The following is a 22,252-nucleotide window of genomic DNA, read 5'->3' as shown; positions in this document are numbered from 1 at the left end:
TCAGGAACTCTGCTGATAGACGGGTGTGGGTTGCAGCGGCGGCGTGCGCCGAGCGAAGTATTCCAGCGCCAGGTAGTCCACGGTTACCCGGATGGTCCAGGCAATGGCGGCGCCCATGATGGAAAAATGCTGGATGCACACCACCAGCAGGCCCAGATAGGGCAACAGCTCGGCGAGATGGATCATCGCGGTGGTCCGCGAATGGCCCCGGGCCTGAATCTTGGCGAAGGGAATCTGCGCCAGGGCGTTGAAGATGAAGCCTACCACCAGAATACGCAGGATCTGCGCGGCATCGCCGCCGTACTCCGGACCCATCCACACCGTCATGATCCAGGGCGCCAGCACCAGGATCGGCAACACCATCGCCAGGCTGATCAGCAGCAGACCCCAGAACGCCTTGTTGGCCTGGCGCGCGGCGTCTTCGCCGCTCTTGCTCAGGAGTGGGAACACCACCCGGGCCACGGCATTGGGGATGATCAGCATCCGCGACACGGCCTCGGCAGGAGCGGTGTAGAAGGACACCCGGCTGGCGCCGACCATGTGCGACAGCACGAAGCGGTCGAAATAGACCATCAGCGGACTGATGATGTTGCTCACCGTCATCCAGCTGCCGAATTTCAGCAGTTCCTTGAACACCTCGACCTTGAAGGTGCGGATGCCTTCCGGGAAGTCCTTGTGCAGCGGCCAGTAGGCCAGCGCCATGGACACCACCCGGGCCAGCACCAGGCCGATCACGGTGGCGGAAAAGCTCGGTTCGATCAGCACCGCGATCAGCGGCGCGATCGCCAGCAGACTGTTGGAGAAGGTCCGCAGGATGTTGAATTCCCCAAAGCGCTCGTTGCCCTCCAGGTAGGCGAACCAGACCGTCGCCAGCAGGAAGGGTGGTACGCACAGGCTCAGCCAGCGAAAGCCGGCCACGGCATTGTCGAAATGCTCGGGCGAGACGTGCAGCAGACTCACCACCTTGCCCGCGCCGAACCACAGCAGCAGCGTCGCCAGCAGGCTCAGACCGATGACGGCGCCGGTGGCCGTGCCCATGACCAGTCGATTGAGCCCCTTGTCGCCGTGGTGCATGGCGACGGCGCGGATCACCGCACGCGACAGGCCGGCATCGAACAGGGTGGCATAGCCGACGATGGCGAAGGCCAGGGTGAACAGGCCGAACTGCTCGACACCGAGCAGACGCGACAGCACGCCCATGGTGGGCAGCGCGATGGCACTGGGAATGACGACACCCAGGATGTTCCAGGTGCTGTTTTTGATCATCGACATCGTGGGGGTGAAAACTCCTTGGGGCCGCCCGGCGGACGCCGGGCGGCACGAGGGATCAGACCGAACGAGCCAGCTGGCTGCTCGGACGCGGGTAGGGGCTGCTGACGTAGGTCTCCTGGACGGGTGCGGAGCTGTAGTGATGCAGGGCGCGTAGCGCCTGGATCACCATCAGGTAGCAGATGGTGGCCTGGAGATACTCGAAGAAACCGGCCAGCGGCCAGATCACCAGCTGGGCCAGGGTGGCGGTCACCACGAAACCGGTATCGGGGTGCAGCATCTTCGCCCAGCGATAGTAGAGGAACAGCGACACCGGGATGATGATGAAGGCCAGGAAGCCAAAGCGGAACACGGTGCCGAACACGCCTACGTCGGACAGGAAGAAATACTCGCCGAAGTAGGGGATGAAGCCGTTGTTCCACATCAGCGACAGCGAGCCGCTGGGCAGCCAGTGGTTCTGGCTGAGGTGGGAGAAGATGTAACCGATGGTCTGCTCGCGCACGCCATCGGTGGGGCCGTCTTCCACCGACTGAGCGTAGAAGTCCAGATTCAGCCCCAGCACCTTCATCAGATCCGGGAAGATGAAGAAGGGCGACAGCAGCAGGGCGGAGACGCAGATCCAGACGATCGACTTGCTCTTCAGGCAGAACACGGTGAAGCAGAGTGCCAGCACGATGAGCTGCCGGGTCTGGGTGCCGAACACCAGGGTCAGCAGGAAGAACATGGCCAGCACGATGTGCACGGTCTTGCTGCGCGCCGAGCCGTCGATCGGCGAGATGCCCTTGTTCCACGTCTGGATGCAGTAGAAGTAGGCCAGGCACAGGGCCGGAGCGCCGATGGAAGAACGGTCCGGACGGTCGAAGGAGGACTGCTTGTCACGCAGATCCGGCAGCGCGCCGAACTTGAACATCCAGGCCATGGCCGCTGCCAGCAGCGCCGTGATCAGCAGGGCTTTCTCGAATTGCGAGGCGCTCATGTTGCGCCCGAGGAACATCAGGGTGGCGAAACCGAAGCTGAACAGGATCCGCCGCTCTTCGATCAGGCCGTAGAAGATCGGCTGACCGTAGAACAGAAAGGAAAAGATCGCCGGCAACCCGATGAACACCACCGACGAATAGACGGCGTAGGTCATCAGGATCTTGAATTCGCGCTGCTGGGTGCCAATGCTGGTCAGCAGGTAGAAGAAGGTGAAGGCCATGCAGATGGCCAGATACAACTCGTTCAGATAGAGGATGCCGACCGGGTTGTGCGGGCTTTCGCCGAACACGTCCAGGTGCAGGATCAGCAACGGGATCAGGAGAACGAAGGAAACGGTACTTTTACGGAGAATGCTCATAGACCTACCCATCCAGACGGGACCACCGGACTGCTTGTCCGGTGGTCATCTTCCTTGCGGCTGAGAATGCTGCGGGGGCAGCGCCTCAGGTGCGGCGACTGCTGCGTTCCTTGAGATAGATGGGCAGGATGCTCAGGGCATCGTGCACGTAACGCTTGGCCAGCCGCTTGGGCTCCGAACACATCCGGTGCAGCCATTCCAGCTTGGCCTTCTGCATCCAGCGCGGGGCACGCTTGACGGTGCCGACGGCGAACAGGATGGAGGCGCCAATGCACAGGCCGACGCCGGTACGCTTGCTGCTGTCGATCTGCCGTGCGAGCTTTTCCTGGCGCGGCGCTCCGACGGCATAGAGGATGAACTCGGAAGGGTTCTGCATCACGAAGTCGACACATTTCTGCGTCTCCAGCGGATCGTTGATGAAACCCATCGGCGGGTTGTAGTGCGCCAGCTGGATGTGCGGATACATCCGGCGCAGCTTGCCCACGTCATTCTCGCTCGAACCGATCAGCACCACCGACAGGCGCTCGTCGTTGGCCTTGCGCAGGATGCTCAGGGTGAGATCGCTGCCGGTGATGACCTCGGGCACGGCGACGCCCAGCGACTTGAGGATGGGCATCAGGATCCGGCTGTCGCAGATGCGTTTGCCGGCGCGCTGATAGGACTCGCGCATGTCCGGATTGCTCTGCAGCTGCACGACATGGTCGATGTTCGGCGTGACGATGTAGCTGTAGGGACGATGGATGTCCTGGCTGATCGAGCTCATCAGCTCGTCCTTGGTACCGGTGAAGAAGTCGATACCGAAGGCTTGGTTGCTTAGGTTAGACATGCATCGTCGCTCCCTTGAAGGCACCCTTGACGCCGGACCAGGCCAATTTCGGATTCTTGAATTCCTTGAGCACGGTGATGCCGGACAGGAGCACGGCGGACACCAGCGCATAGGGAGTGCCATGGAATTTACGATTGAAGCGGGTCGCCGCACGATTACGGAAGTAGTGATAGAAGGCGCTGCGACCGCCCGAGCTCATGGAGCCGTAGTGATAGAGCTGGCTCTCGCGTGAGACCTTGAGCACGACGCCCTTGCGTTTGGCCTGGTGCTGCCAGTCCACTTCCTCGGAATACATGAAATAGGCTTCGTCCATGAAGCCGATCTCGGTCAGCAGGCTGGCGCAGAAGGCCATGCTGCAACCCATGATGTAATCGGGTTCACGGTCCAGCTGGGAAATCTCGCTGACGTCGATGTCCTTGCCCAGCAGCTTGGACTTGCCCAGCAGTGGATAGAGGATGCCGCCGCCATAGCATTCCAGGCGCCCGGTCTGGGAGCTCAGGATCACCGAGCCGACGATGGTCTTGGGCGCGCGCTGCAGCTCGGCCAGCAGCGGGGCGAAGGCATCGTCCTTGACGTAGGCGTCGTTGTTGACGACCCAGAAATGCTTGACCGCCAGATTCTCCAGCGCCCAGCGCATGCCGTAGTTGTTGCCGCCGGCATAGCCGTCGTTGCGCGGGCTGGCGAGCACGGTGACCTGGCTCAGGGCGTTGTCGGCCTGCCAGCGTTGCAGGACGTCGATGGAGCCGTCCTGGGAATCGTTGTCCACCACCACCGCGTGATCGATGGACGGGCAGTGCTTGAGGATGCTCTCCACGCAACTGATGGTTTCGTTGGGGGCCTTGTAGTTGAGCACCATGACTACGTTCATTGGCGTGTTCCTATTCTTCAGAATCATCAATCCGGTACAGCGTCGAGATGCAAGGCTGCCAAGCGTGGCCGGGTTCAGGAGGAAACCCTTCGAAATCGCTGTGTGAGGTAGTTTCTTGTTCGATGCGCCTGTACGAATACTGCCGCGATCCCTGAAGGGATCGGCTGGACGGCGATCAGGCCGTCCAGCCGGGGTAGTGCATCAGCTCTTGGCGTTCTGCTCGTAGGAGTAGTGGTAATTGCCATAGGAGCCGTAGTTACTGGCCTTGCGCTCCACGGCGTTGAAGATCACGCCCTTGAGCGGAATGCCGTTGAGGTCGAAGCGGCGCTTGGTCGCCTCAAGCTCCTTGACACTGTTCACGCCGAAACGTGCGACGATCAGGCTGGTACCGGCGTGACTGCCGATGATGCCGGCCTCGGTCACCGCCAGGATCGGCGGGGTGTCGATGATCACGATGTCGTACAGCTCGCTGAATTTCTTCAGCACGGTGGTGAAGCGGAGGCTCATCAGCAGTTCCGACGGATTCGGCGGGAACTGGCCGCAGGAGACGAAATCCAGGCTGCCGACTTCGGTCTTCTTGATGGCATCGTTCAGGGCGATACGACCACTGAGCAGATCGGACAGACCGTCCTGCTGCTTGGTGTTCATCAGCTTGTGCAGATAGCCCTTGCGCATGTCGCCGTCGATCAGCAGCACGCGTTGGCCGGACTCGGCGATCACCGCGGCCAGGTTCGAGGACACGAAGGACTTGCCGACGCCCGGGCTGGGACCGGAGATCATCAGGATGTTGTTCTTGGCCTCGATCATGGCGAAGTGCAGGCTGGTACGCAGGCTGCGCAGCGCCTCGGTGCTCAGATCGGTCGGATGGGTGAGAGCGGTCAGCGAGGATTCGCCCGGCTGCTTGGTGCCCAGTACCTTGGTGGTGTCCGCCTGATTCTTGCTGTAGGGGATCGAGGCGTAGACCGGCAGACCGATCTGCTCGATGGCTTCCGGCGTCTCGACACCGCGACGCAGGGTGTGACGGGTGTAGACGATGGCCAGGCCGACGATGCCGCCCAGGATGATGGCGACGGCGATGATCAGCGGCTTGTTGGGGGCGGACGGGTCATCGACGTTGGCGTTGGCGTTGTCGATGATGCGCACGCTACCCACGGTACCGGCGCGAATGACTTCCAGCTCCTGAGCCTTGTTCAGCATCAGCGCATAGGTCTGGCCGGTCACTTCGATGTCGCGGTTCAGGCGCAGCAGTTCCTGCTGGGTTTCCGGCAGTACTTCGACGCGCTTCTGCAGCTTGGCACGCTCAGCTTGCAGCTGACCCAGCTGGCTCATCAGCGCCTGGTAGGCCGGGTGCTGGCGGGTGAACTTGCGATCCATCTCGGTGCGCTTGAGGTTCAGCTCGGAGATCTGGTTGTCCAGCGCAACGGTCTGCTCCAGGACGCCCTTGGTCTCGCTGTCGATATCGACCGACTTCTTGTTGGTCTGGTAGTAGTTCAGCGCGGATTGGGCCTTTTCCAGATCGGATTTCACGACCGGGATCTGGGCGCGCAGGAATTCCAGGCTCTGGGTGGACTCGGCGGCGTTGCGATCGATGTTCTGCTGAACATAGATGTCCGCGACTTCCTGGACGATGGCCTGGGCCTTCAGCGGATCCGCATCCTGCAGGCCGACACCGATGATGCCCGACATCTTGCCGCGCTCACCGGCGACGATGCGACCCTGGTATTCCTGGATGGTCTTGGAGAAACGCTTCTTCATGATGGTGAATTCGGTGCCCGGGCGAGCCTGCAGCGTGGCGACCTTGATCTGGTAGCCCGCATTGCTCACCGGCTGGCCGAGGCCACCGTGCAGCACCACTTCGTCATCGGCATTGAAGACGGTGAAATTCTGGTTGTCCTCGACCTTCAGCTTCATCGGCTTGTCGAGGTTGCTGTCAGGCACTTCCAGCTGGTCGAGGACCAGTTTCTCACCGCCCCAGGCAAAGCTGTTCAGACCCAGCAGGGGCGAGGCCACGTCGGTCTCATTCTGCGGCTCGAAACGACGCGCGACGAAGTTGCCAATCAGCGGGAAATAGCGCGGCTTGACCTCGATATCCAACTTGAGGTTCTCGATCGCCTTGCCGATCACGGAGCGCGACTTGAGCAGCTCGATCTCGGTCACCGCCTCGGGCATGGGCGGCGGCATGCCGCTGGTCTGATCGGTCAGTCGGGTAACGCCCTTCTTCTCCATTTCGATCTGGATCATGGCGTTGGACGAATACATGGGCGTGGCCAGGATGGCGTAGCCAATACCGAGCGCGGCGAAAATACCGATTACCGACAGGAGTTGCCATTTGTAATCGATCAACATACCGAAGAGTGCGGAAAAGTTGATATCCGACTCATTCTTAACTTCGGGAGTAAAGCGAGGCATCGTGGTCATGAAATTCCTTCTTCCCTATTTGATGTATGGAAGCCAACTGTTTACACAGCGCGTCAAAAGTATGTGGACATTTTGAAACATCTCTTTAGAAAGGCGATAAGGGTCTGGTACTTCTTGATTGCTCAACCATTTCCCGATCAGAAAAACCTTACCCCTGACTTCAGGAGCAATACTTTCGACGGAGCGTGAGTGAAACTCTTCCATGGTCAAAATCAAATCCGCCTTGCGCAGCATCTCTGCATCCGCTTGGCGAGCTTGGTGGGTGGTGAAATCTATGCCGTTTTGCCGTAGTACCTCTTGTGCGTTCTTCTCGATGCCATGGCCAACCAGTGCCCTGATGCCAGCGGAACCGACCTGGACGTCACGGCCTTCCAGCGCCTTGGCCAGTAGTGCTTCTGCGACCGGGCTGCGGCAGATGTTCCCTTCGCATACAACCAATATCGACTTGATCATTCTTCAAAACCTTCCTGTTGTCCGGACAACAGGTATCGACGGCAGATAGCCAGCGATGCCTGTCTCCAGGGATCGCTTGCTGCCGATGTAATTAGGGTCGGGAGTCCAGGCTCCAGATCGTCGTGCTGAGGGGCGGGCCAATGGCCCCGGCCGGTCTCAGTATGCGTTCTTATTGATGAAGCCTTTGAACAGCGTGAGGAAGATGATCTTGACGTCCCACCAGAAAGACCAGTGGTGGATATAGTCCAGATCGAACTCGACCCGCTTCTGCATCTTGTCCAGGGTATCGGTCTCGCCGCGCCAGCCATTGACCTGAGCCCAACCGGTAATGCCGGGCTTCATCTTGTGGCGGAGCATGTAGCCCTGCACCAGCTTGCGGTATTGCTCGTTGTGAGCGACGGCATGGGGGCGGGGACCGACGATGGACATTTCGCCGCGGAGTACATTAATGAATTGAGGCAATTCATCGAGAGACGTACGTCGTAAAAATGCACCAAACGGGGTGATGCGGGTGTCATTCTTGGTCGCCTGGGTGACCTTGGCGCCATTTTCCATGACCTTCATGCTGCGGAATTTCCACACTTCGATCGGCTTGCCATCCATGCCGTAGCGCTTCTGCTTGAAGAAGATCGGACCGGGCGAGGTGATCTTGATGCCGATGGCGATGGCCAGCATGGGCAGGGAGATCATGGCCAGGATGATGGAAGACAGCACGATGTCCTCGATCCGCTTGACGATGTGGCTGGCGCCATCCATCGGGGTATCGAAGATGCTGATGCTGGGCAGGCCATCGAGGCTTTCGCTGCGGGCATGCAGCAGGTGGAACATGAAGATGTCCGGGATGATGTAGACGGACGCCGTGGTGTCGCTCAGCTCCTGGACCAGCCAATTGATCTTGCTCTGATCGGCCATGCCGAGCGTGATGTAGACCTTGTCGACCTGGCCGGAGCGGACGTCCTGCATGAGCCGGTCGAGACCGCCATTCAGCACTGGGCTGGGCACGCCTTCTTCACCGGTGTCCTGGTTGTCGCTGTAGAACCCGGCGATGCGCAGGCCCATCCAGGGCGCGGTGCTGATGGTGTGCGCCAGGCGCTGGGCGACCATGCCGTTGCCGGCGATGGCGACATTGCGGGTGTTGATGCCGGCCTTGCGCAGGGAGTGCATGATCGAGCGCAGCAGCACGCGATAGCCGCACAGCGTACCCAGCGTCAGGCCCAGCCAGCCCTGCATCACGCCAGGCGAGAGGTAGGACTGGTCGAAGAAGAAGTAATCGACCATGAACACGGTCGCGAAGGTCAGCACCCAGTAGGTGGCGATCTTGAGCAGTTCATCGGTGATGCGTTCACCGCGCCAGGAACCATAGACGTGGTTCAGCTCGGTGAGGAAATGGAAGATCAGCAAGGACAGGAAGATGACGACCCAATGCTCGGGACGCATGCCGGTTTCCGACGCCCAGGTACCTGCCACGTAGGCGCTCAGCGTGATCACGGCGAGGTCGAGCAGGCGGTGTGCGAGCGAGATTGCCGAGGAATTCGTATGCAAAATGCCGCGTTCTTTCAAATTCATGGTTCCATCCTTGTGCGTATACCGTGCACGAACTTTCAACTGGGCGAGGCAGCTACCAGCGTCTGAAATGTTCACTATGGCGCTCTAGGACCGATGACTGGCCACCGATCGCTAAATGCCATGATGGCTGTAGCGACGTTAGGACTCGGCACTGATTAAGAGGTTCACACGGTAGAAAGGCGGGGAGGCGCTGTCGAGCAAGCCCAAATCAGGGCAAATAGCACGCCAGACGAGGTGCGGCAGGAGAGGGGATGTAAAGAAGGAGGGAGTGCGTCACAGTGCGGGCGGACGGCCGGCACACTTCTCTCGTCGCAGGGTGCGATGAGCGGTTTGTCCGGGCAGCAGAAAGGAGGAAAACGTTCCGTCGGACTTTAATGCGGGATACGGGATTTGTGCGCTGCTTCACCAAACAATGAGACAGCCAGACCCGTCAGGTCGGGTGTAGGCCAGTCCCTGGCCTGGAGCACGCCTCAATGGCGATGATGGGACTGAAAGCTCAAGGGGGAATTGACGGGGAGGGTGGAGATCTTGGAATGCCAGGCTGAATTCCTTGCGTTGTCGTGCGAGAACAGCAAGAAGGACCAGCTGACGAGGAGGGAGGCCACCGCAAGCCAGGGCAGCTGGGCTTGGGCGAAGACGAGGCAACCGGCGACGCCGGTCCAAACGGGCAGGTAGTAGCGCATTTTTGTTATTCCTGCTTTTTTTGCGAGATTGCAACCTAACTATTGTGCAGACTTTGTGAGAAGTCCATCACCAAAAGGTATTTTTTACATTCCGTCGCGCAGATTCCGACAAACGTGCAGGATAGAGCGGCTGTGAGCCTAGGCCGAGTAGGGTTTTTCCGCCGTCAGCAGCAGGTTGCGCGGTGTCAGGTGAGCTGGACAGAAGGTCCCCAGCGTCACTCTGTAACCTTGCTCCTGTAGGAACAGCGCCTGATCCAATACCAGCCAGAGCTCCAGGGGACGGCGGAACAGGCCGCGCAACAGCTCGAGATTACGAACTTCCGCCAGCCGCTGGAAGCCTCGCCTTTCCCAGAGCAACCAGTCGATTCCGTTCGGCAGCAGCAGATCCTTGCGTCTTGCCAGCTCTTCACCGAAGGCGGCGAAGGGCTGGCGCAGCCAGTGGCTGGGCAGTGGCGGCGTATTGAGATAGACATCGCGCCCCGTGACCTCGCGTTGCAGCAGATCGAAGCCCAGCCGTCGTGCCATGGACAGGTCTCTATCCCGGCGTACCCGTTGCCCGCCGGTGATGGTTTCACAGAGGGCCAGACGCAGGGCTTCCCGGTCCAGCCGCAGTGCCGAGGCCTTCGCCGGCGCGGACAAGGGGCCATACACCTCGGCGGAGATGCGGTCATAGCAACAGGGCGCCAGGGCCAGTTGCTGACAGCCGCGCGCTGCCGTCACCCTGAGCAACTGGGTGTGCAGGTCGCCGCAAGCATGCAGGGCGACGGGTGTGTCGCGGCTGCCAAGCTGGTCGCCTGCCAGCCTTTGGAGCACATCGGCCTGATAATGGTGCACGGAGGCCCGGGCCCGGTGGCTGAGCCTTGCGCCTTCCACGACGAGGGCCGCATCGACCTCCAGGCAGACCGCTGGCGCACCCTGATAGGTCAGGTGCCTGGCCAGGTGGCCCTTGCCCGCGCACCAGTCGACCCAGCGCCGCACCGGTTGCTGGAAGTCCAGCTTGCGGCTGAAGGCCTCGATCTGCAGCCACTTGCGCCCCGGTACGTCGACGTCTTGCCTGCCGGACAGATTGCGGCCAGGAGCGTCTTGGTATTCGGGGACCTGAGTGAGCGCCAGCGAGGTCTTGGCCAGGGAGTGGAAGGGTTCGGGTGCAGCCAGGAGCTGAGGGGTATTATGGGCCGCCTCCGCCGCTTCCAGGCTGCGGGCGCGCAACCAATCGGCCAGTTCCGGGCAGCTCGACTCCCAGGGCAGCTCACGCTCGACGAAGGGTCTGGGCCGCCACAGGTGCTGATGCCGGGTCAGGAAAAGATCCAGGGCGGTGAAGCGGTCTAGAAAGTCGGCAGCAAGCATGATGGCATTGGGCAATGACGGGATTGGCAGAAAGGCTGAGCCTGGCCACTATTGTCACTTTGCCCGGGCATGCTTGGGTATCGAAATCTCCAGCGTCTGGCCAAGCGGCGGGTTACCCGGGCTGATCCGTTCTCCGCGAGTTTCGACCTGTGGCTTGCGGCGCCTGAGCGGCGAGGCCGAACGGCGACCGTGGGTCAGTTGGATGAATCGATTTATCTCAAAGCCGGACATCTGGTCGTGTGACCACTACTTGTCGCGCTAACATTGTCTGTTCGGTTTATCCCAGAAGGAAAATTCTATGAAGCCAACCTCCCCGCACAAGCTGCGCTTAGCGTTCAGAGCCCTGCTGAAATCGGACAGCTGCTACCACACGGCGTCCGTCTTCGATCCCATGTCGGCGCGCATCGCCAACGACCTCGGTTTCGAAATGGGCATCCTCGGCGGGTCGGTGGCTTCCCTGCAGGTGCTCGCCGCTCCGGACTTCGCCCTGATCACCCTGAGCGAATTCGTCGAACAGGCCACACGCATCGGCCGGGTCGCCCGGCTGCCCATCATCGCCGACGCCGATCACGGCTACGGCAATGCCCTGAACGTCATGCGTACCATCACCGAACTCGAGCGCGCCGGGGTGGCTGCCCTGACCATCGAGGACACCGTGCTGCCGGCCGGCTATGGCCGCAAGTCCACCGACCTGGTGAGCGTCGAAGAGGGCATCGGCAAGATCAAGGGGGCGCTGGAAGCCCGTATCGACGAAGCCCTGAGCATCTTTGCCCGCACCAACGCCACCGAACTGAGCACCGCAGAGGTCATCTCCCGTACCAAGGCCTATGAGGCGGCGGGCGCGGACGGCATCTGCATGGTCGGGATTCGTGACTTCGATCATCTGGAAGAGATCACCCAGCACCTGAGCGTGCCGGTGATGCTGGTGACCTACGGCAATCCCCAGCTGCGCGACAACGCCCGCCTGTCCAAGGCCGGGGTGCGGGTGGTGGTGAATGGTCATGCCGCCTACTTCGCGGCGATCAAGGCAACCTACGATTGCCTGAGAGAGCAGCGCGACATCACCGCGTCCGACCTGTCCGCGTCCGAACTGTCCACCAAGTACTCGACACTGCAGGAGTATCGAGTCTGGGCGCGGGAATTCATGGACGTAAAGGAGTAACGATCAGGCGGTGCTCAGCGAACTCGGCTGCAGACCCTTGCTGGGAAAGGGCGTGACGATCTCCAGATCCAGGTCGGCGGGCAGATGCAGCGCGGCAACCCGGGCTTCGACGAAGGCACGCATTTCCTGACGGAAACGCTTGGTGGCGAAGCGCTCGGCATTCTGCCGGCACGCCTGCTGGCTGATCGGCGTTTCCAGGGCTTCGAACTGGCGCACGGCGGCGCACAGCGAGGCGACGCTCTGCTCCGGATAGAAGACGCCGGTGGGATGGGGCGCATCCAGGCCGCGCACGGTTTCCAGCACGCCACCCCGACCATAGGCGATGACGGGGGTCCCGCAGGCCTGGGCTTCGATGGGGGTGATGCCGAAGTCTTCCTCGGCGGCGAAGACGAAGGCCCGCGCTCGGCGCATGTGGTCGAGCAGGCAGTCGAAGTCCTGGTAACCCAGCAGGGTGACGTTGGGACCGGCGACCTCCTTGGCCTTCTCGAATTCGGGGCCGGCGCCGATCACCACCAGTTTCTTGTCGGGCATCGAGCTGAAGGCTTCGACGATCATGGGCATACGCTTGTAGGGCACCATGCGCGAGGCCGTCAGGTAGAAGTCGTCCTTGCCGCCGCTGGGCGTGAAGCGACTGATGTCGACCGGCGGATAGATGACCTTGGCTTCGCGGCGATAGGCCTTGCTGATGCGCCGGGCGATGAAGTGGGAGTTGGCGACGAAGGCATCCACGCCGGCGGCGGTGCGCTGATCCCAGATGCGCACATAGTGCAGGATGACGCGTGCCAGCTTGCCCTTCAGGCCGCGATCGAGCCCGGCTTCCTTGAGGTACTGGTGCTGCAGGTCCCAGGCGTAGCGGATGGGCGAGTGGACATAGCTGATGTGCAGCTGGTCCGGACCGGTCAGGACGCCCTTGGCCACCGCATGGCTGCTGGAGATGATCAGGTCGTAGCCGGACAGGTCGAGTTGCTCGATAGCGTGCGGCATCAGCGGCAGATAGGTCTGATAGCGCTTCTTGGCCTGCGGCAGGCGCTGGATGAAGGTGGTCGTCGCCTGCTTGCCCTGCAGCTGCGCCCGATCTTCGTCCGAAAGGAAGTCGATCACGCTGAACAGGTCTGCCTCCGGCCAGATGTCGAGCAGTTCGGCGAGCACGCGTTCGGCGCCAGCAAAGGTTACCAACCAATCGTGAACGATGGCGATTTTCATGTCGTCTTCCTTAAGCGTGAAATGAAATCAAGTGCTGGTGCTGAATCATGGAGTGCGGGTCTTTCTGGTCACTGCATATCCCCAGGGCAGCCGGGTGATCTCGATGTCGTCCGAAGCGCTGTCGAGTTCGTGCAACTTGATGGTTGGGCTTTTTGCAAAGACGGCGTCTGTTGCAGGCGTTTCGAAACATTCAGCGTTCTCTGGGCGCTCCGCGGTCTCTGCCGCGGTGTCGTCCGAGCTGCTGCGCAGAAGGTGGCAATCAGCGACCTGAAGGACGCGTCCGGACACGTTCGATTCGTCGAGCGTCAGGGGTACAGAGGAACGGCGCTGGCCAGCCATGGCTTTGCTTGTCTCTTCCATGAGTTCTTGATCGCTGAATTGTTGTTGTGGGGTCGTTTCAGGCGGCCCTGGCCGCGGACTTCGTGGTGGTCGCCAGGGCGCTGTCCAGCAGGTCGGAGACCTTTCTCGCGGAGGTCTGCCAGTTGAAGCGCTGGATGTTGGCCAAGCCCTTGGCGCGGAGCGCCTCCCTGAGCGGTGCGTCCTGCAGGATGGTGCGCATCGCCTGGGTGATGCTGGCCGTCTCGTAGGGGTCGAAATAGAGGACGCTGTCCTGCAGCACTTCCGGCATGGAGGCGGTATTGGCCGAGATCACCGGGCAGCCGCAGGCCTGGGCTTCCAGGGGCGGGATGCCGAACCCCTCGTAGAGCGACGGAAAGACGAAGGCGGTGGCCTGGCGATACTGGCGCGCCAGTTCGCCATCGTCGATGCGGCCGAGCAGCTTGACCCGTGGATCCCTGGCCGCCAGGGTCGCCAGATCGCTCTGGCCGAACACGGCGTGGCTGTCGCCGACGATGCGCAATTCGACCTTGAGGTCCCGCGGCAGGGCGGCGAAGGCTTCCAGCATCCGTGAGAAGTTCTTGTGGTAGCTGGGCGAGGACACCGCCAGCAGATAGGGGGTGTCGACGCTGTCGATCCGCGGCGCCAGGGTGAAGGCGTCGGCCACGGCGTTGGGCACGACCGTGATCGAGTCGCTCGGGTAGCGATAGAAGCGCGAGATCTCGTCGCGGGAGAATTCACTCACGGTGATCAGGGCGTTCGAGCGCTTGAGCAGCATGGGAATCAGGCAGCGGTACGAGGTGCGGAATTTCCACGAGTAACTCTCGGGAAAGCGCACGTAGTTGATGTCGTGGTGGGTGGCGATCTGGTTGCTGTAGAGCAGCGGCGCCGTGCTGCACAGTGACAGCAGTAGCGGACTGCCCTGGCTCTTCAGCCAGTTCGGCAGGTCCCATTGCTCCCAGCGCTGGCCCTGGCGGGTGCCGATGACTTCGATGCCCAGCCGTTTGGCCACCTCGGGCCTGACGGCGCCGGGCGGCGCGACGAAGCGCAGGTCGGATCTCAGCTTCGCCAGCTCCAGCGAGATGCATTCCGCGAAGCGCTGGACGCCGCGAAGATCCTGGGTGATGAAGCGGGAATTGACGATGATCATGATTCTGCCCGTTGCCGTGACCTGGGTGGATCAGTTGGAAAGCTGTGTGTGAGGGACGTGAAGCTGCTTGGCGGCGCCGTGCTGCGCCTTGCCCAGCACGTCCTCGAAGAGCGCCTGGTACTGGTCGAGCATGGTGTCCATGCTCAGCAGATCGGCCACCGCGGTGCGGCTCAGCAGACTCAGCCGCTGGCGCAGCTCGGCATCGTCATGCAGGCATTGCAGGGCGCGGCCCAGGGAGTCGCGGTCGTCGGCGTTGCAGAGCAGGCCGTTGACACCATCCCGGACGATCTCCGGCAGGCCGCCCATGCGGGTGGCGATGACCGGCTTCTGGAAGGCGCAGGCCTCGACGGCGACCATGCCGAAGGGCTCGGCCCACAGCGACGGCGCCACGAAGACGTCGATGTTCCGGTAGAAGTCCTCGGGCTTCTGATAGCCGACGAAGCTGACCTTGTGCGGATCGGCCATGGCCTTGAGCTGGGTTTCGTAGTCCAGCTGGCCCTTGCCGGCGATGGTCAGGGTCGCGTTGAGCGACAGCCGTTGGAACTGCTCGATCAGCCAGCCCACCCCCTTGTTTTCCGACAGGGTGCCCATGTAGCCGAAGCGGACGACGCCCTCGGGACTGGGTGTCGAGGTTTCGCCATTGCTGCCGGCGATCAGGCTGGCGTTGTGGATCACCTGGCGCGGCACGCCGCCGAAGTAGCCCTTGTTGACGATGGTGTCCAGCAGATAGCGGCTGACGCCGACGACGGCATCCACCTTGGCGGACTGCTCGGCGTGGGGCCGGCGCAGGGCGGCGCAGCTGCCACAGAGTTTCTGGCAGCTCTGGCCCTTCTTGAACAGGGTGTTCTTCGGGCACAGCAGATACATGTCGTGCAGCACCTGCACGATGGGGACGCCGCTGGCGCGGATCTCGTCCCAGGCCGCTACCGACCAGCCGGACAGGTTGTGGCACACCACCAGATCCGGCTTTTCCCGTTGCAGGACCTGGCGCAGGGGGGGCCGCATCGCGCTGTTGTACTGGTCGCGAAAGTGCCAGCCGAAGCGCGCCAGCGGACCGGGGCGCTGCTGGGTCAGGGGCCAGTAGAAGTTCTTCAGCCCGGCGCGATAGACGCGGACGTCGTTCACCGTCTCCTCATGCACACCCTGCTCGGGACCGGTCACCAGCACGGCGACGTCGTGGCCGCGCTGCTGGAAGCCTTCCACGCTGCGTTGCAGGATGAGCTCCGCACCACCGCCCACATGGGGCGGATAGAAGCTGTTGAGAAAGAGCAGTTTCATAGCGGATAGCTGCGGTTTATCCCCAGCGCGCCGGTTTCGCCGTCCTGGACCGCCTGCCGGATCAGCGCCAGGCGCTGGCGACTCTTGTCATCACGGGCGAACCACTTGAGCAGGGTGTGGAAGACGTAGCGGTTGAGGTTGTACATCGGCCGCGAGCTGGCCCAGACGTTCTTGTCGAACCAGGCCTGGTTGCGCGCGGCGTAGTAGGCGCGGAAGTCCGAGCCGGCCTGCAGGTAGTTCTGGTAGACGTTGCTGGTGCCTTCCTTGATGTTCCAGGAGTGCTCCAGCTCTTCGAGTTCCGCCTCGGTGACCATGAACAGCTTTCCGCCGGCCTGGGTGATGCGGTAGGTGTACTCGGTGTCGTCGGAATAGAGCACCAGCTCGCGCAGGGGCAGGCCGATGCGCTCATAGAGGCTGCGGTGGGCGAGCATGCCGCCATAGGGGGCGAAGGGCAGCTCGACCAGGGCTTCCGGCTGGCCACCGCGCGGACGGCCCCAAGGCAGGCGGCGCCAGATCTTGTAGGGAATGCGCGCCACGTGGAAGCCGAAGTAGCTCGAACGCGGCTGGGTGATCATCTTGGTCGGGATGCACTGGGCGATGTCGGCCTGCTGGGTCGGCCGATAGCCGAGCACGGCGACCTTGTCGCGGCCATGGACGGCGCCGAGTTCGTCGAGGCGGCGGTGCAGCACGTCGAGAGCATCGCCCAGGGGGGCGTTGTCGTCGTCCATCATCCAGATATGGGTGGTGTCGCTGGCCAGAGCGGCTTCCAGGGCCACGGCGTAACCGTTGGCGGAGCCGGTGTTCTCGCTCAGGGCGATCACCTTGACCTGACCGGGCCAGCGGGTTTCGAGGCTATCCAGCGATACCGTCGCCGCATTGCTCACCACGACGACCTGGTGAATGGTGCGTTCGGCCAGAGCGCGGGTGACCAGCTGCTCCAGATAGCCGAGGCGATTGCCGTAGGTGACGGTCACGACCGTGGTCTTGCATTGCATGAATAGACTCCTCCAAAGGGTCTTACAGTTCTTGGTCAGGCGCGCAGCCGTTGGTTGACGGGAGCCGCTGCCGACAATTGATCAAGAGCGACGCTGACCCGTTGTTCGCGTTGCAGGATGCGCAGCAGGATGATGGCCCGCTCGTTGCCATCGGCACTCAGGAACACCGCGTCCATTTCCAGCTCCTGGCTGTACTGCACCCGCACGGTCGCGCCGGGCTGGTGGGCGGGCGCAGGTTCCGCCAGGGCGGCGAGTCGCTGGCGGATGTCGTCGATGATGCCTTCGCTCACCGCCGTCGGCTGGGTGCCGAAGCTGACGATCCGATTGACGCCGCGCGTCGAGCGGATGGGGTACCAGTTGTCGTTCACGTCATTGAGCTGGATGAACAGATACCCCGGGAACAGCGACTCGCTGCCAACCGCACGACTTCTGCCGGACGCCTTGCGCTCGCGCTGGGGCCGGAAGCAGACATAGCCCTGTCTGCTCAGGTTTTCTTCGGCCCTGACTTCCTGATTGGGCTTGGTCTGCACCAGATACCAGTGACCGGTGGGAGGGGCGAGCGTCATGGGCGAGTTCCTTCTCTAGGGGCGATCGGTTGCGGCGTATCAGGTACGGGGGCCGTATTCGTAGTAGCCGTAGACGCCATCGTCTTCCATGGACGTCGAGGCCTTGCGCTGCACGCCGTTGAGGATGGCGCCCTTGATGGTGATGCCGTTCTGGGCGAAGCGGCGGCGGGAGTTCTCCACCGCCTTGAGGGTGCTCTGGCCGAAACGGGTGACCAGCAGCGTGGTGCCGGCGAGACGACCCACCAGGGCGGCATCGGTCACCGCCAGAATCGGCGGAGTATCGATGATCACCAGGTCATAGAGGCCGCCCACTTCGTCCAGCAGACGGGAGAAGTTGGCGTGCATCAGCAGCTCCGAAGGATTCGGCGCGGACTGACCACAGCTGAGGATGTCCAGTTGGGCGATACCGCTCGGGACGATGGCTTCACGCAGCTTGCTGCGACCGGTCAGCAGCTCGGACAGGCCGGCTTGCGGCTGCAGGCCGAACACGCGGTGCAGATAGCCCTTGCGCATGTCGGCGTCGATCAGCAGCACGCGCTGCCCCGACTGGGCGACCACCGCGGCGAGGTTGCTGGAGACGAAGGATTTGCCGACGCCCGGGGTCGGGCTGGAAATCATGATCACCCGGTTCTTGGCTTCCAGCATGGCGAAGTGCAGGCTGGATCTCAGGCTGCGCAGGGACTCCACCGCCAGGTTGGCCGGCTGCACCACGCTCAGCAGATTGGGTTCGCCGGTACGGGTCTTTTTCTTCAGGCGACGGTTCAGGCGCTCCTGGTCCTTGGTGAAGGGCAGGGTGGAATAGACCGGCAGGCCGATCTGCTCGACGGTGTCGGGATTCTCGATGCCCTTCTGGAAGGCCTGGCGGACAAAGACCACCACCACGGAGGTCACCAGACCCAGCAGCAGCGACAGGATCAGCGCGATCTTGCGGTTGGTGGCCGGCTCGTCGAGGTTGACGTCGGCGTTGTCGACCAGGCGCACGTTGCCGATGGTACCGGCGCGGATGATGTCCTGTTCCTGGGCCTGGTTGAGCAGCAGCTGATAGGTCTGGTTGGTGACCTTCATGTCGCGATTCAGGCGCAGCAGTTCCTGCTGGGTGCTGGGCAGGGCTTCCACCTTGCGCTGCAGGCTGCGCTTTTCCACTTCCAGTTGGGCGAGCTGATTCAGCAGGGTCTTGTAGCTGGGGTGATCGCGGGTATAGAGGCGATCGTATTCGGCCTGCTTGAGCTTGAGCTGGGAGATGTTGGTATCGAGGGTGACGATCTTGTCCAGGACCGCCTTGGTTTCCAGGCTGATGTCCACGGAGCGGCTGTTGGTCTGATAGCTGTTCAGGGCCGCTTCGGCGCTTTCCAGGTCCTTGCGCACCGCCGGCAGCTGGCCACGCAGGAAGTCCAGGCGCTGGGCCGCTTCGGCCGAGCTGCGCTCGACGTTCTGCAGCACGTACAGGCGGCTGATCTCGGACAGCACGCTCTTGGCCAGGTCGGGATTCTCGTCCGCCAGGGACAGATAGATGATGCCCGATTCCTTGCCCGCTTCGCTGGTCTTGATGCGGTTCTGATAGAGCTGTGCGGTGGTGATGACGCGGTTGCGGGTCACCTTGAATTCGGTGCCGGGGCGCGCGGTCAGGGTCTTGATCTGCATGCGGTAGCCGTTACCGCTGGCCATCTGGCCGACCTGGCCATCCAGCAGCGGCTGCTTGTCCTTGTCCAGCAGGCGATAGCGACCGTTGCTGCCGGCGACCACCGTCAGGGTCTCGCCGTACATGTCGTCCGGGACATCGAATTGGAAGACGTCGATCTTTTCGCCGCCCCAGGCGAAGCCGCGCAGTTGCGGCCAGCTGTCCGCCAGCTGACCCGGCTTGTCGGCTTCGTAGGTGCGCCACAGGTAGTGACCGATCAGCGGGAAGAAGCGTGGCTTGGCCTCGATGTCCAGGCGCAGGTTCTCCACGGTCTTGGCCAGCACCGCGCGGGATTTCAGCAGCTCGATCTCGGCCACGGCCGGCGAGGCCGAGTTGGGGCGCACCACGGTCTCGGCGACCGCCGTGAGCGCATTCTTCTTGGGTTCGATCTGGATCATCGCCCCGGCGATGTACTGCGGGGTGGACAGCACGGCATAGGTGATGCCCACGGCGAGAAAGCCCGCGGTGATGCCCGCGATCAGCTTCTTGTGATCAAGAAGCGTGAGGGCCATCGTCTTGAGGTCCAGGTGTTGTTCTTCGTGTTGTTCGAACGAAGAGCGCTGCATGACGGTCATTGGGGTCCCTTCCTTTTAGCTGGATACAGCGCAGCCGGAAAACTGCTCTGTGTACGTTCAGTAGGTGACGCGTTTGGGGGCGAAGCGTCGGCCGATGTTGAGGGTGATGTTGCTTACCGCCCGCAAGAGCGCCTTGACCTTCTGGGTCGGCGGAATCGAGGACAGCGAAAGACTCAGGACCTGGCGCAGGAAGAAGACATGCAGGTCACGCTCGCCCAGCCGGTAGTAGTAGTTGGCGAGGCAGTACTGGGTGTGGAGATCCATCTGCAGGCGCTTCTGGCTGGCGCGCATGGAAAAGATCCCGTTCTCGTGCACGCGGTAGGCGGCGGGGCGGATCTCGTCCATGAACTTGCCCTTGCCGTGGGCACCCAGCAGCGACCACCAGACGATGTCCATGAGCGCAGCGGTTTCCAGCTCCGGCGGCAGTTCCCGCAGGACATTGCGGAAGCAGGCGGTCAGGGTGGACAGCGGCAGGGCCTTCTTCAGCTCGGTTTCGCTGCGGTCGTAGTGATCCTGGCCACTGAAACGCTGCGGATTGACGATCCCCTTGCTGTTGAAGGCATAGGAGGCGTGGAAGGTCAGGGCGTAGTCCCGATTGCGCTCCAGGAAATCCACCTGCAGCTGCAACTTGCGCGGGTCGTTCCAGTAGTCGTCGCCTTCGCAATAGGCGATGTAGTCGCCGCGGGCGTGCTGGAACACCGGCATGCCATAGGGCTTGCCCTGGCTGTACTGGTTTTCCTTCTGCAGGATCAGGCGGATCAGCCGGGGATAGCGGCGCTCGTAGTCCTGGAGGATTTCCCGGGTGCCATCGGTCGAAGCGTCATCGTTGATGATGATCTCGAAGGGAAAATCGGTCTGCTGGCGCAGAAAGCCATCGATGGCCTGGCCGATGTAGTCGCGATGGTTGAAGGTCAGGCAGACGATGCTGGCGACCGGCCGACTGCAATCCGTCGGCCAGTTCTTCATGATCTCTGCTTCGGTCCGAGCGTCCATGTCAGATACCTGCTTTGTAGAGTTGGGAAAACAGGCGCGAGCGGGTCTGTTTCGGAGAACAGAGCACATAGCTCAGCGCCATCAGCACCAGGGTCAGGCCACCGCTCAGGGCGAGGGTGGCGAGAATGGCAAACCGCTCCTGCGGTTGAATCTCTTGGTACAGCAACTTGCTCAGGCCCACGCCGATGGCGGTCACCACCACGGCCACCAGCAGGTCCTGGTTCCAGTAGCGCTGCAGATTCGGCGCGAAGCGGCCGTGGACGATCATCGGCCAGATCACGAAGGGGATCAGGCGCATGAAGAACCAGGCCAGCGCCGCGCCGTAGGCGCCGTAATGCAGGACCACCAGGATCACGATGGGCACCGAAATGGCCGCGGACACCAGGCTGTACCAGACGTGCAGGCGCAACTTGCCGTAGGCGTACTGCAGATAGAACTGGAACTGACTGAGAGCCAGCAGCGCCGAGCCCAGGGCGTACCAGAACAGGATCGGTTCGCTCCAGTGGGCGGAGACCTTGTCGCCGGTCCAGGCGAAGATCAGCGCCTCGCCATGGAAGGCCACCATGGCCGCCAGCGGCAGCAGGATGGCGAAGGCGAAGCGCGCCGCGTTGCGATAGAGGCGTTCCAGTTCGAGCGGTTTGTCCTGGGACACCAGCACCGTCATGCGCGGCAGCAGCGCCTGCACCAGGGGATTGGTCAGGGTCACGATGCCGGTGGAGATCAGCGCCACCAGGCTGAAGTAGCCGTACTCGGCCAGGGGCAGCGCCTTGGACAGTACCAGCTTGTCGAGCTGGGTCAGGGCGATCCACAGGATCGAGGTAAAGGACATGCTCAGGGCGAAGGGCACGATGGGCTTGACCCGCTGCCAGTCGAAGCCGCTCCACCAGGTGGGGTTGGGCAGCAGGCGATAGGCCTTGAGCGCATAGACCAGCATCTCGAACACGGCGACGAAGGCCTGGAACACGAAGAAGTCCAGCGGCTCCTGGGAAATCCATATCACCAGGATCAGGCCGCCGAAATAGCGCACCGTGGCGATCAGTACGTTGACCAGATTCAGCCAGCCGTGCAGCTCGACGCCCTGGACGCCGCTCTTGTACAGCGTCGACAGCAGGCGGAAGGCGATCATCAGCCCCATCAGGCCGATGCAGTGGGCCACGGTCTCCGTGGACAGGCCCTGGACGTTGAGCCAGTGGCCCGCCATCCATTCCGAGTTCAGCTCGATGGCGACGAAGGCCAGGGTCGCCAGGGGGATGAAGATGAATTCCAGCGAGCGCAGCAGCTGGCCACGGGTACGCCCCGCGCCGGTCTGGCCACGGCCATGGGCGACGTCACGCACCAGCGAGGCGGAAATGCCGACGTCGAGGAGTTGCAGCCAGGTCTGCAGCACGGCGAAGAAGCCGATCAGACCATAGGTTTCGGCACCCAGATGACCGAGATACATCGGCTGGATCAAGATGCCGATCAGCAGCGCATAGGCTTGGCCGGCATAATTGATCAGGGTGTTGCGCAACACCGACACTTTCGCGGGACTGGTCATGGGAGATAGCGGG

At 62.2% G+C, this 22,252-nt stretch carries 19 protein-coding genes; 1 reads left to right on the top strand and 18 read right to left on the bottom strand.

Annotated features, from left to right (window positions below; translation table 11 throughout):
• From V6W80_RS22635 to V6W80_RS22595, 9 genes are all read right to left on the bottom strand, one after another.
• Positions 1 to 1,272, bottom strand: a complete 1,272-nt coding sequence (locus tag V6W80_RS22635; protein ID WP_064307770.1) for a flippase — start codon at positions 1,270 to 1,272, stop codon at positions 1 to 3.
• A 55-nt stretch (positions 1,273 to 1,327) separates the two neighbouring features.
• Positions 1,328 to 2,605 carry a hypothetical protein gene (locus V6W80_RS22630; RefSeq protein WP_017639361.1) on the bottom strand — a complete coding sequence of 426 codons (1,278 nt, stop codon included), beginning with the start codon at positions 2,603 to 2,605 and terminating at the stop codon, positions 1,328 to 1,330.
• 85 nt (positions 2,606 to 2,690) lie between these two features.
• Positions 2,691 to 3,431 (bottom strand): WecB/TagA/CpsF family glycosyltransferase, encoded by a 741-nt coding sequence (locus tag V6W80_RS22625; RefSeq protein ID WP_017639362.1) that lies wholly within the window; start codon positions 3,429 to 3,431, stop codon positions 2,691 to 2,693.
• Positions 3,424 to 4,299, bottom strand: coding sequence for a glycosyltransferase family 2 protein (locus V6W80_RS22620; RefSeq protein WP_338545424.1), 876 nt, complete (start codon positions 4,297 to 4,299; stop codon positions 3,424 to 3,426). The genes V6W80_RS22625 and V6W80_RS22620 overlap by 8 nt, the downstream gene beginning before the upstream one ends.
• 201 nt (positions 4,300 to 4,500) lie before the next feature.
• Complete coding sequence (locus V6W80_RS22615; RefSeq protein ID WP_017639364.1) at positions 4,501 to 6,717, bottom strand: polysaccharide biosynthesis tyrosine autokinase; 2,217 nt, start codon at positions 6,715 to 6,717, stop codon at positions 4,501 to 4,503.
• Between the two features lie 15 nt (positions 6,718 to 6,732).
• The gene (locus V6W80_RS22610; protein ID WP_017639365.1) at positions 6,733 to 7,170 is read right to left on the bottom strand and encodes a low molecular weight protein-tyrosine-phosphatase; all 438 of its coding nucleotides are present in this window, start codon (positions 7,168 to 7,170) and stop codon (positions 6,733 to 6,735) included.
• 156 nt (positions 7,171 to 7,326) lie between these two features.
• Positions 7,327 to 8,736: an undecaprenyl-phosphate glucose phosphotransferase gene (locus V6W80_RS22605; protein WP_017639366.1), complete on the bottom strand. Its 1,410-nt coding sequence runs from the start codon at positions 8,734 to 8,736 to the stop codon at positions 7,327 to 7,329.
• A gap of 470 nt (positions 8,737 to 9,206) precedes the next feature.
• Positions 9,207 to 9,419, bottom strand: coding sequence for a hypothetical protein (locus tag V6W80_RS22600; protein WP_017639367.1), 213 nt, complete (start codon positions 9,417 to 9,419; stop codon positions 9,207 to 9,209).
• A 138-nt stretch (positions 9,420 to 9,557) separates the two neighbouring features.
• Positions 9,558 to 10,766 (bottom strand): methyltransferase, encoded by a 1,209-nt coding sequence (locus V6W80_RS22595; protein WP_338545423.1) that lies wholly within the window; start codon positions 10,764 to 10,766, stop codon positions 9,558 to 9,560.
• 298 nt (positions 10,767 to 11,064) lie between these two features.
• On the opposite strand from V6W80_RS22595, the gene V6W80_RS22590 reads away from it, so the two are divergent.
• Positions 11,065 to 11,928, top strand: a complete 864-nt coding sequence (locus V6W80_RS22590) for an isocitrate lyase/PEP mutase family protein (RefSeq protein WP_068384639.1) — start codon at positions 11,065 to 11,067, stop codon at positions 11,926 to 11,928.
• A gap of 3 nt (positions 11,929 to 11,931) precedes the next feature.
• Here V6W80_RS22590 and V6W80_RS22585 read toward each other — a convergent pair whose 3' ends face one another.
• From V6W80_RS22585 to V6W80_RS22545, 9 genes are read right to left on the bottom strand one after another with little or no spacing between them, the layout of a single operon-like run.
• On the bottom strand, positions 11,932 to 13,131 hold the full coding sequence (locus V6W80_RS22585; RefSeq protein WP_017639370.1) for a glycosyltransferase family 4 protein: 1,200 nt from the start codon (positions 13,129 to 13,131) through the stop codon (positions 11,932 to 11,934).
• A gap of 45 nt (positions 13,132 to 13,176) precedes the next feature.
• Positions 13,177 to 13,491: a hypothetical protein gene (locus tag V6W80_RS22580; protein ID WP_017639371.1), complete on the bottom strand. Its 315-nt coding sequence runs from the start codon at positions 13,489 to 13,491 to the stop codon at positions 13,177 to 13,179.
• A 37-nt stretch (positions 13,492 to 13,528) separates the two neighbouring features.
• Positions 13,529 to 14,617, bottom strand: a complete 1,089-nt coding sequence (locus tag V6W80_RS22575; RefSeq protein ID WP_064307772.1) for a glycosyltransferase family 4 protein — start codon at positions 14,615 to 14,617, stop codon at positions 13,529 to 13,531.
• A gap of 30 nt (positions 14,618 to 14,647) precedes the next feature.
• The gene (locus V6W80_RS22570; RefSeq protein WP_160922055.1) at positions 14,648 to 15,895 is read right to left on the bottom strand and encodes a glycosyltransferase family 4 protein; all 1,248 of its coding nucleotides are present in this window, start codon (positions 15,893 to 15,895) and stop codon (positions 14,648 to 14,650) included.
• On the bottom strand, positions 15,892 to 16,890 hold the full coding sequence (locus V6W80_RS22565) for a glycosyltransferase (RefSeq protein WP_017639374.1): 999 nt from the start codon (positions 16,888 to 16,890) through the stop codon (positions 15,892 to 15,894). The genes V6W80_RS22570 and V6W80_RS22565 overlap by 4 nt, the downstream gene beginning before the upstream one ends.
• 35 nt (positions 16,891 to 16,925) lie before the next feature.
• Positions 16,926 to 17,456, bottom strand: a complete 531-nt coding sequence (gene rfaH / locus V6W80_RS22560; RefSeq protein WP_338545422.1) for a transcription/translation regulatory transformer protein RfaH — start codon at positions 17,454 to 17,456, stop codon at positions 16,926 to 16,928.
• A gap of 39 nt (positions 17,457 to 17,495) precedes the next feature.
• A complete protein-coding gene (locus tag V6W80_RS22555; RefSeq protein WP_338545421.1) occupies positions 17,496 to 19,709 on the bottom strand; it encodes a polysaccharide biosynthesis tyrosine autokinase in 2,214 nt (737 codons plus the stop codon).
• 57 nt (positions 19,710 to 19,766) lie between these two features.
• Entirely contained in the window at positions 19,767 to 20,702 is a 936-nt protein-coding gene (locus V6W80_RS22550) for a glycosyltransferase family 2 protein (RefSeq protein WP_017639377.1), read from the bottom strand.
• A 1-nt stretch (position 20,703) separates the two neighbouring features.
• Positions 20,704 to 22,239 carry a lipopolysaccharide biosynthesis protein gene (locus tag V6W80_RS22545; protein WP_338545420.1) on the bottom strand — a complete coding sequence of 512 codons (1,536 nt, stop codon included), beginning with the start codon at positions 22,237 to 22,239 and terminating at the stop codon, positions 20,704 to 20,706.
• Between the last annotated feature and the right edge of the window lie 13 nt (positions 22,240 to 22,252).

The organism is Pseudomonas benzopyrenica (assembly GCF_036884265.1).
In the GTDB taxonomy this organism is placed as follows: Bacteria; Pseudomonadota; Gammaproteobacteria; order Pseudomonadales; family Pseudomonadaceae; genus Chryseomonas; species Chryseomonas benzopyrenica.
Note: the sequence above shows the minus strand (reverse complement) of the source record. Positions and strands in the feature narration are given on the sequence as shown.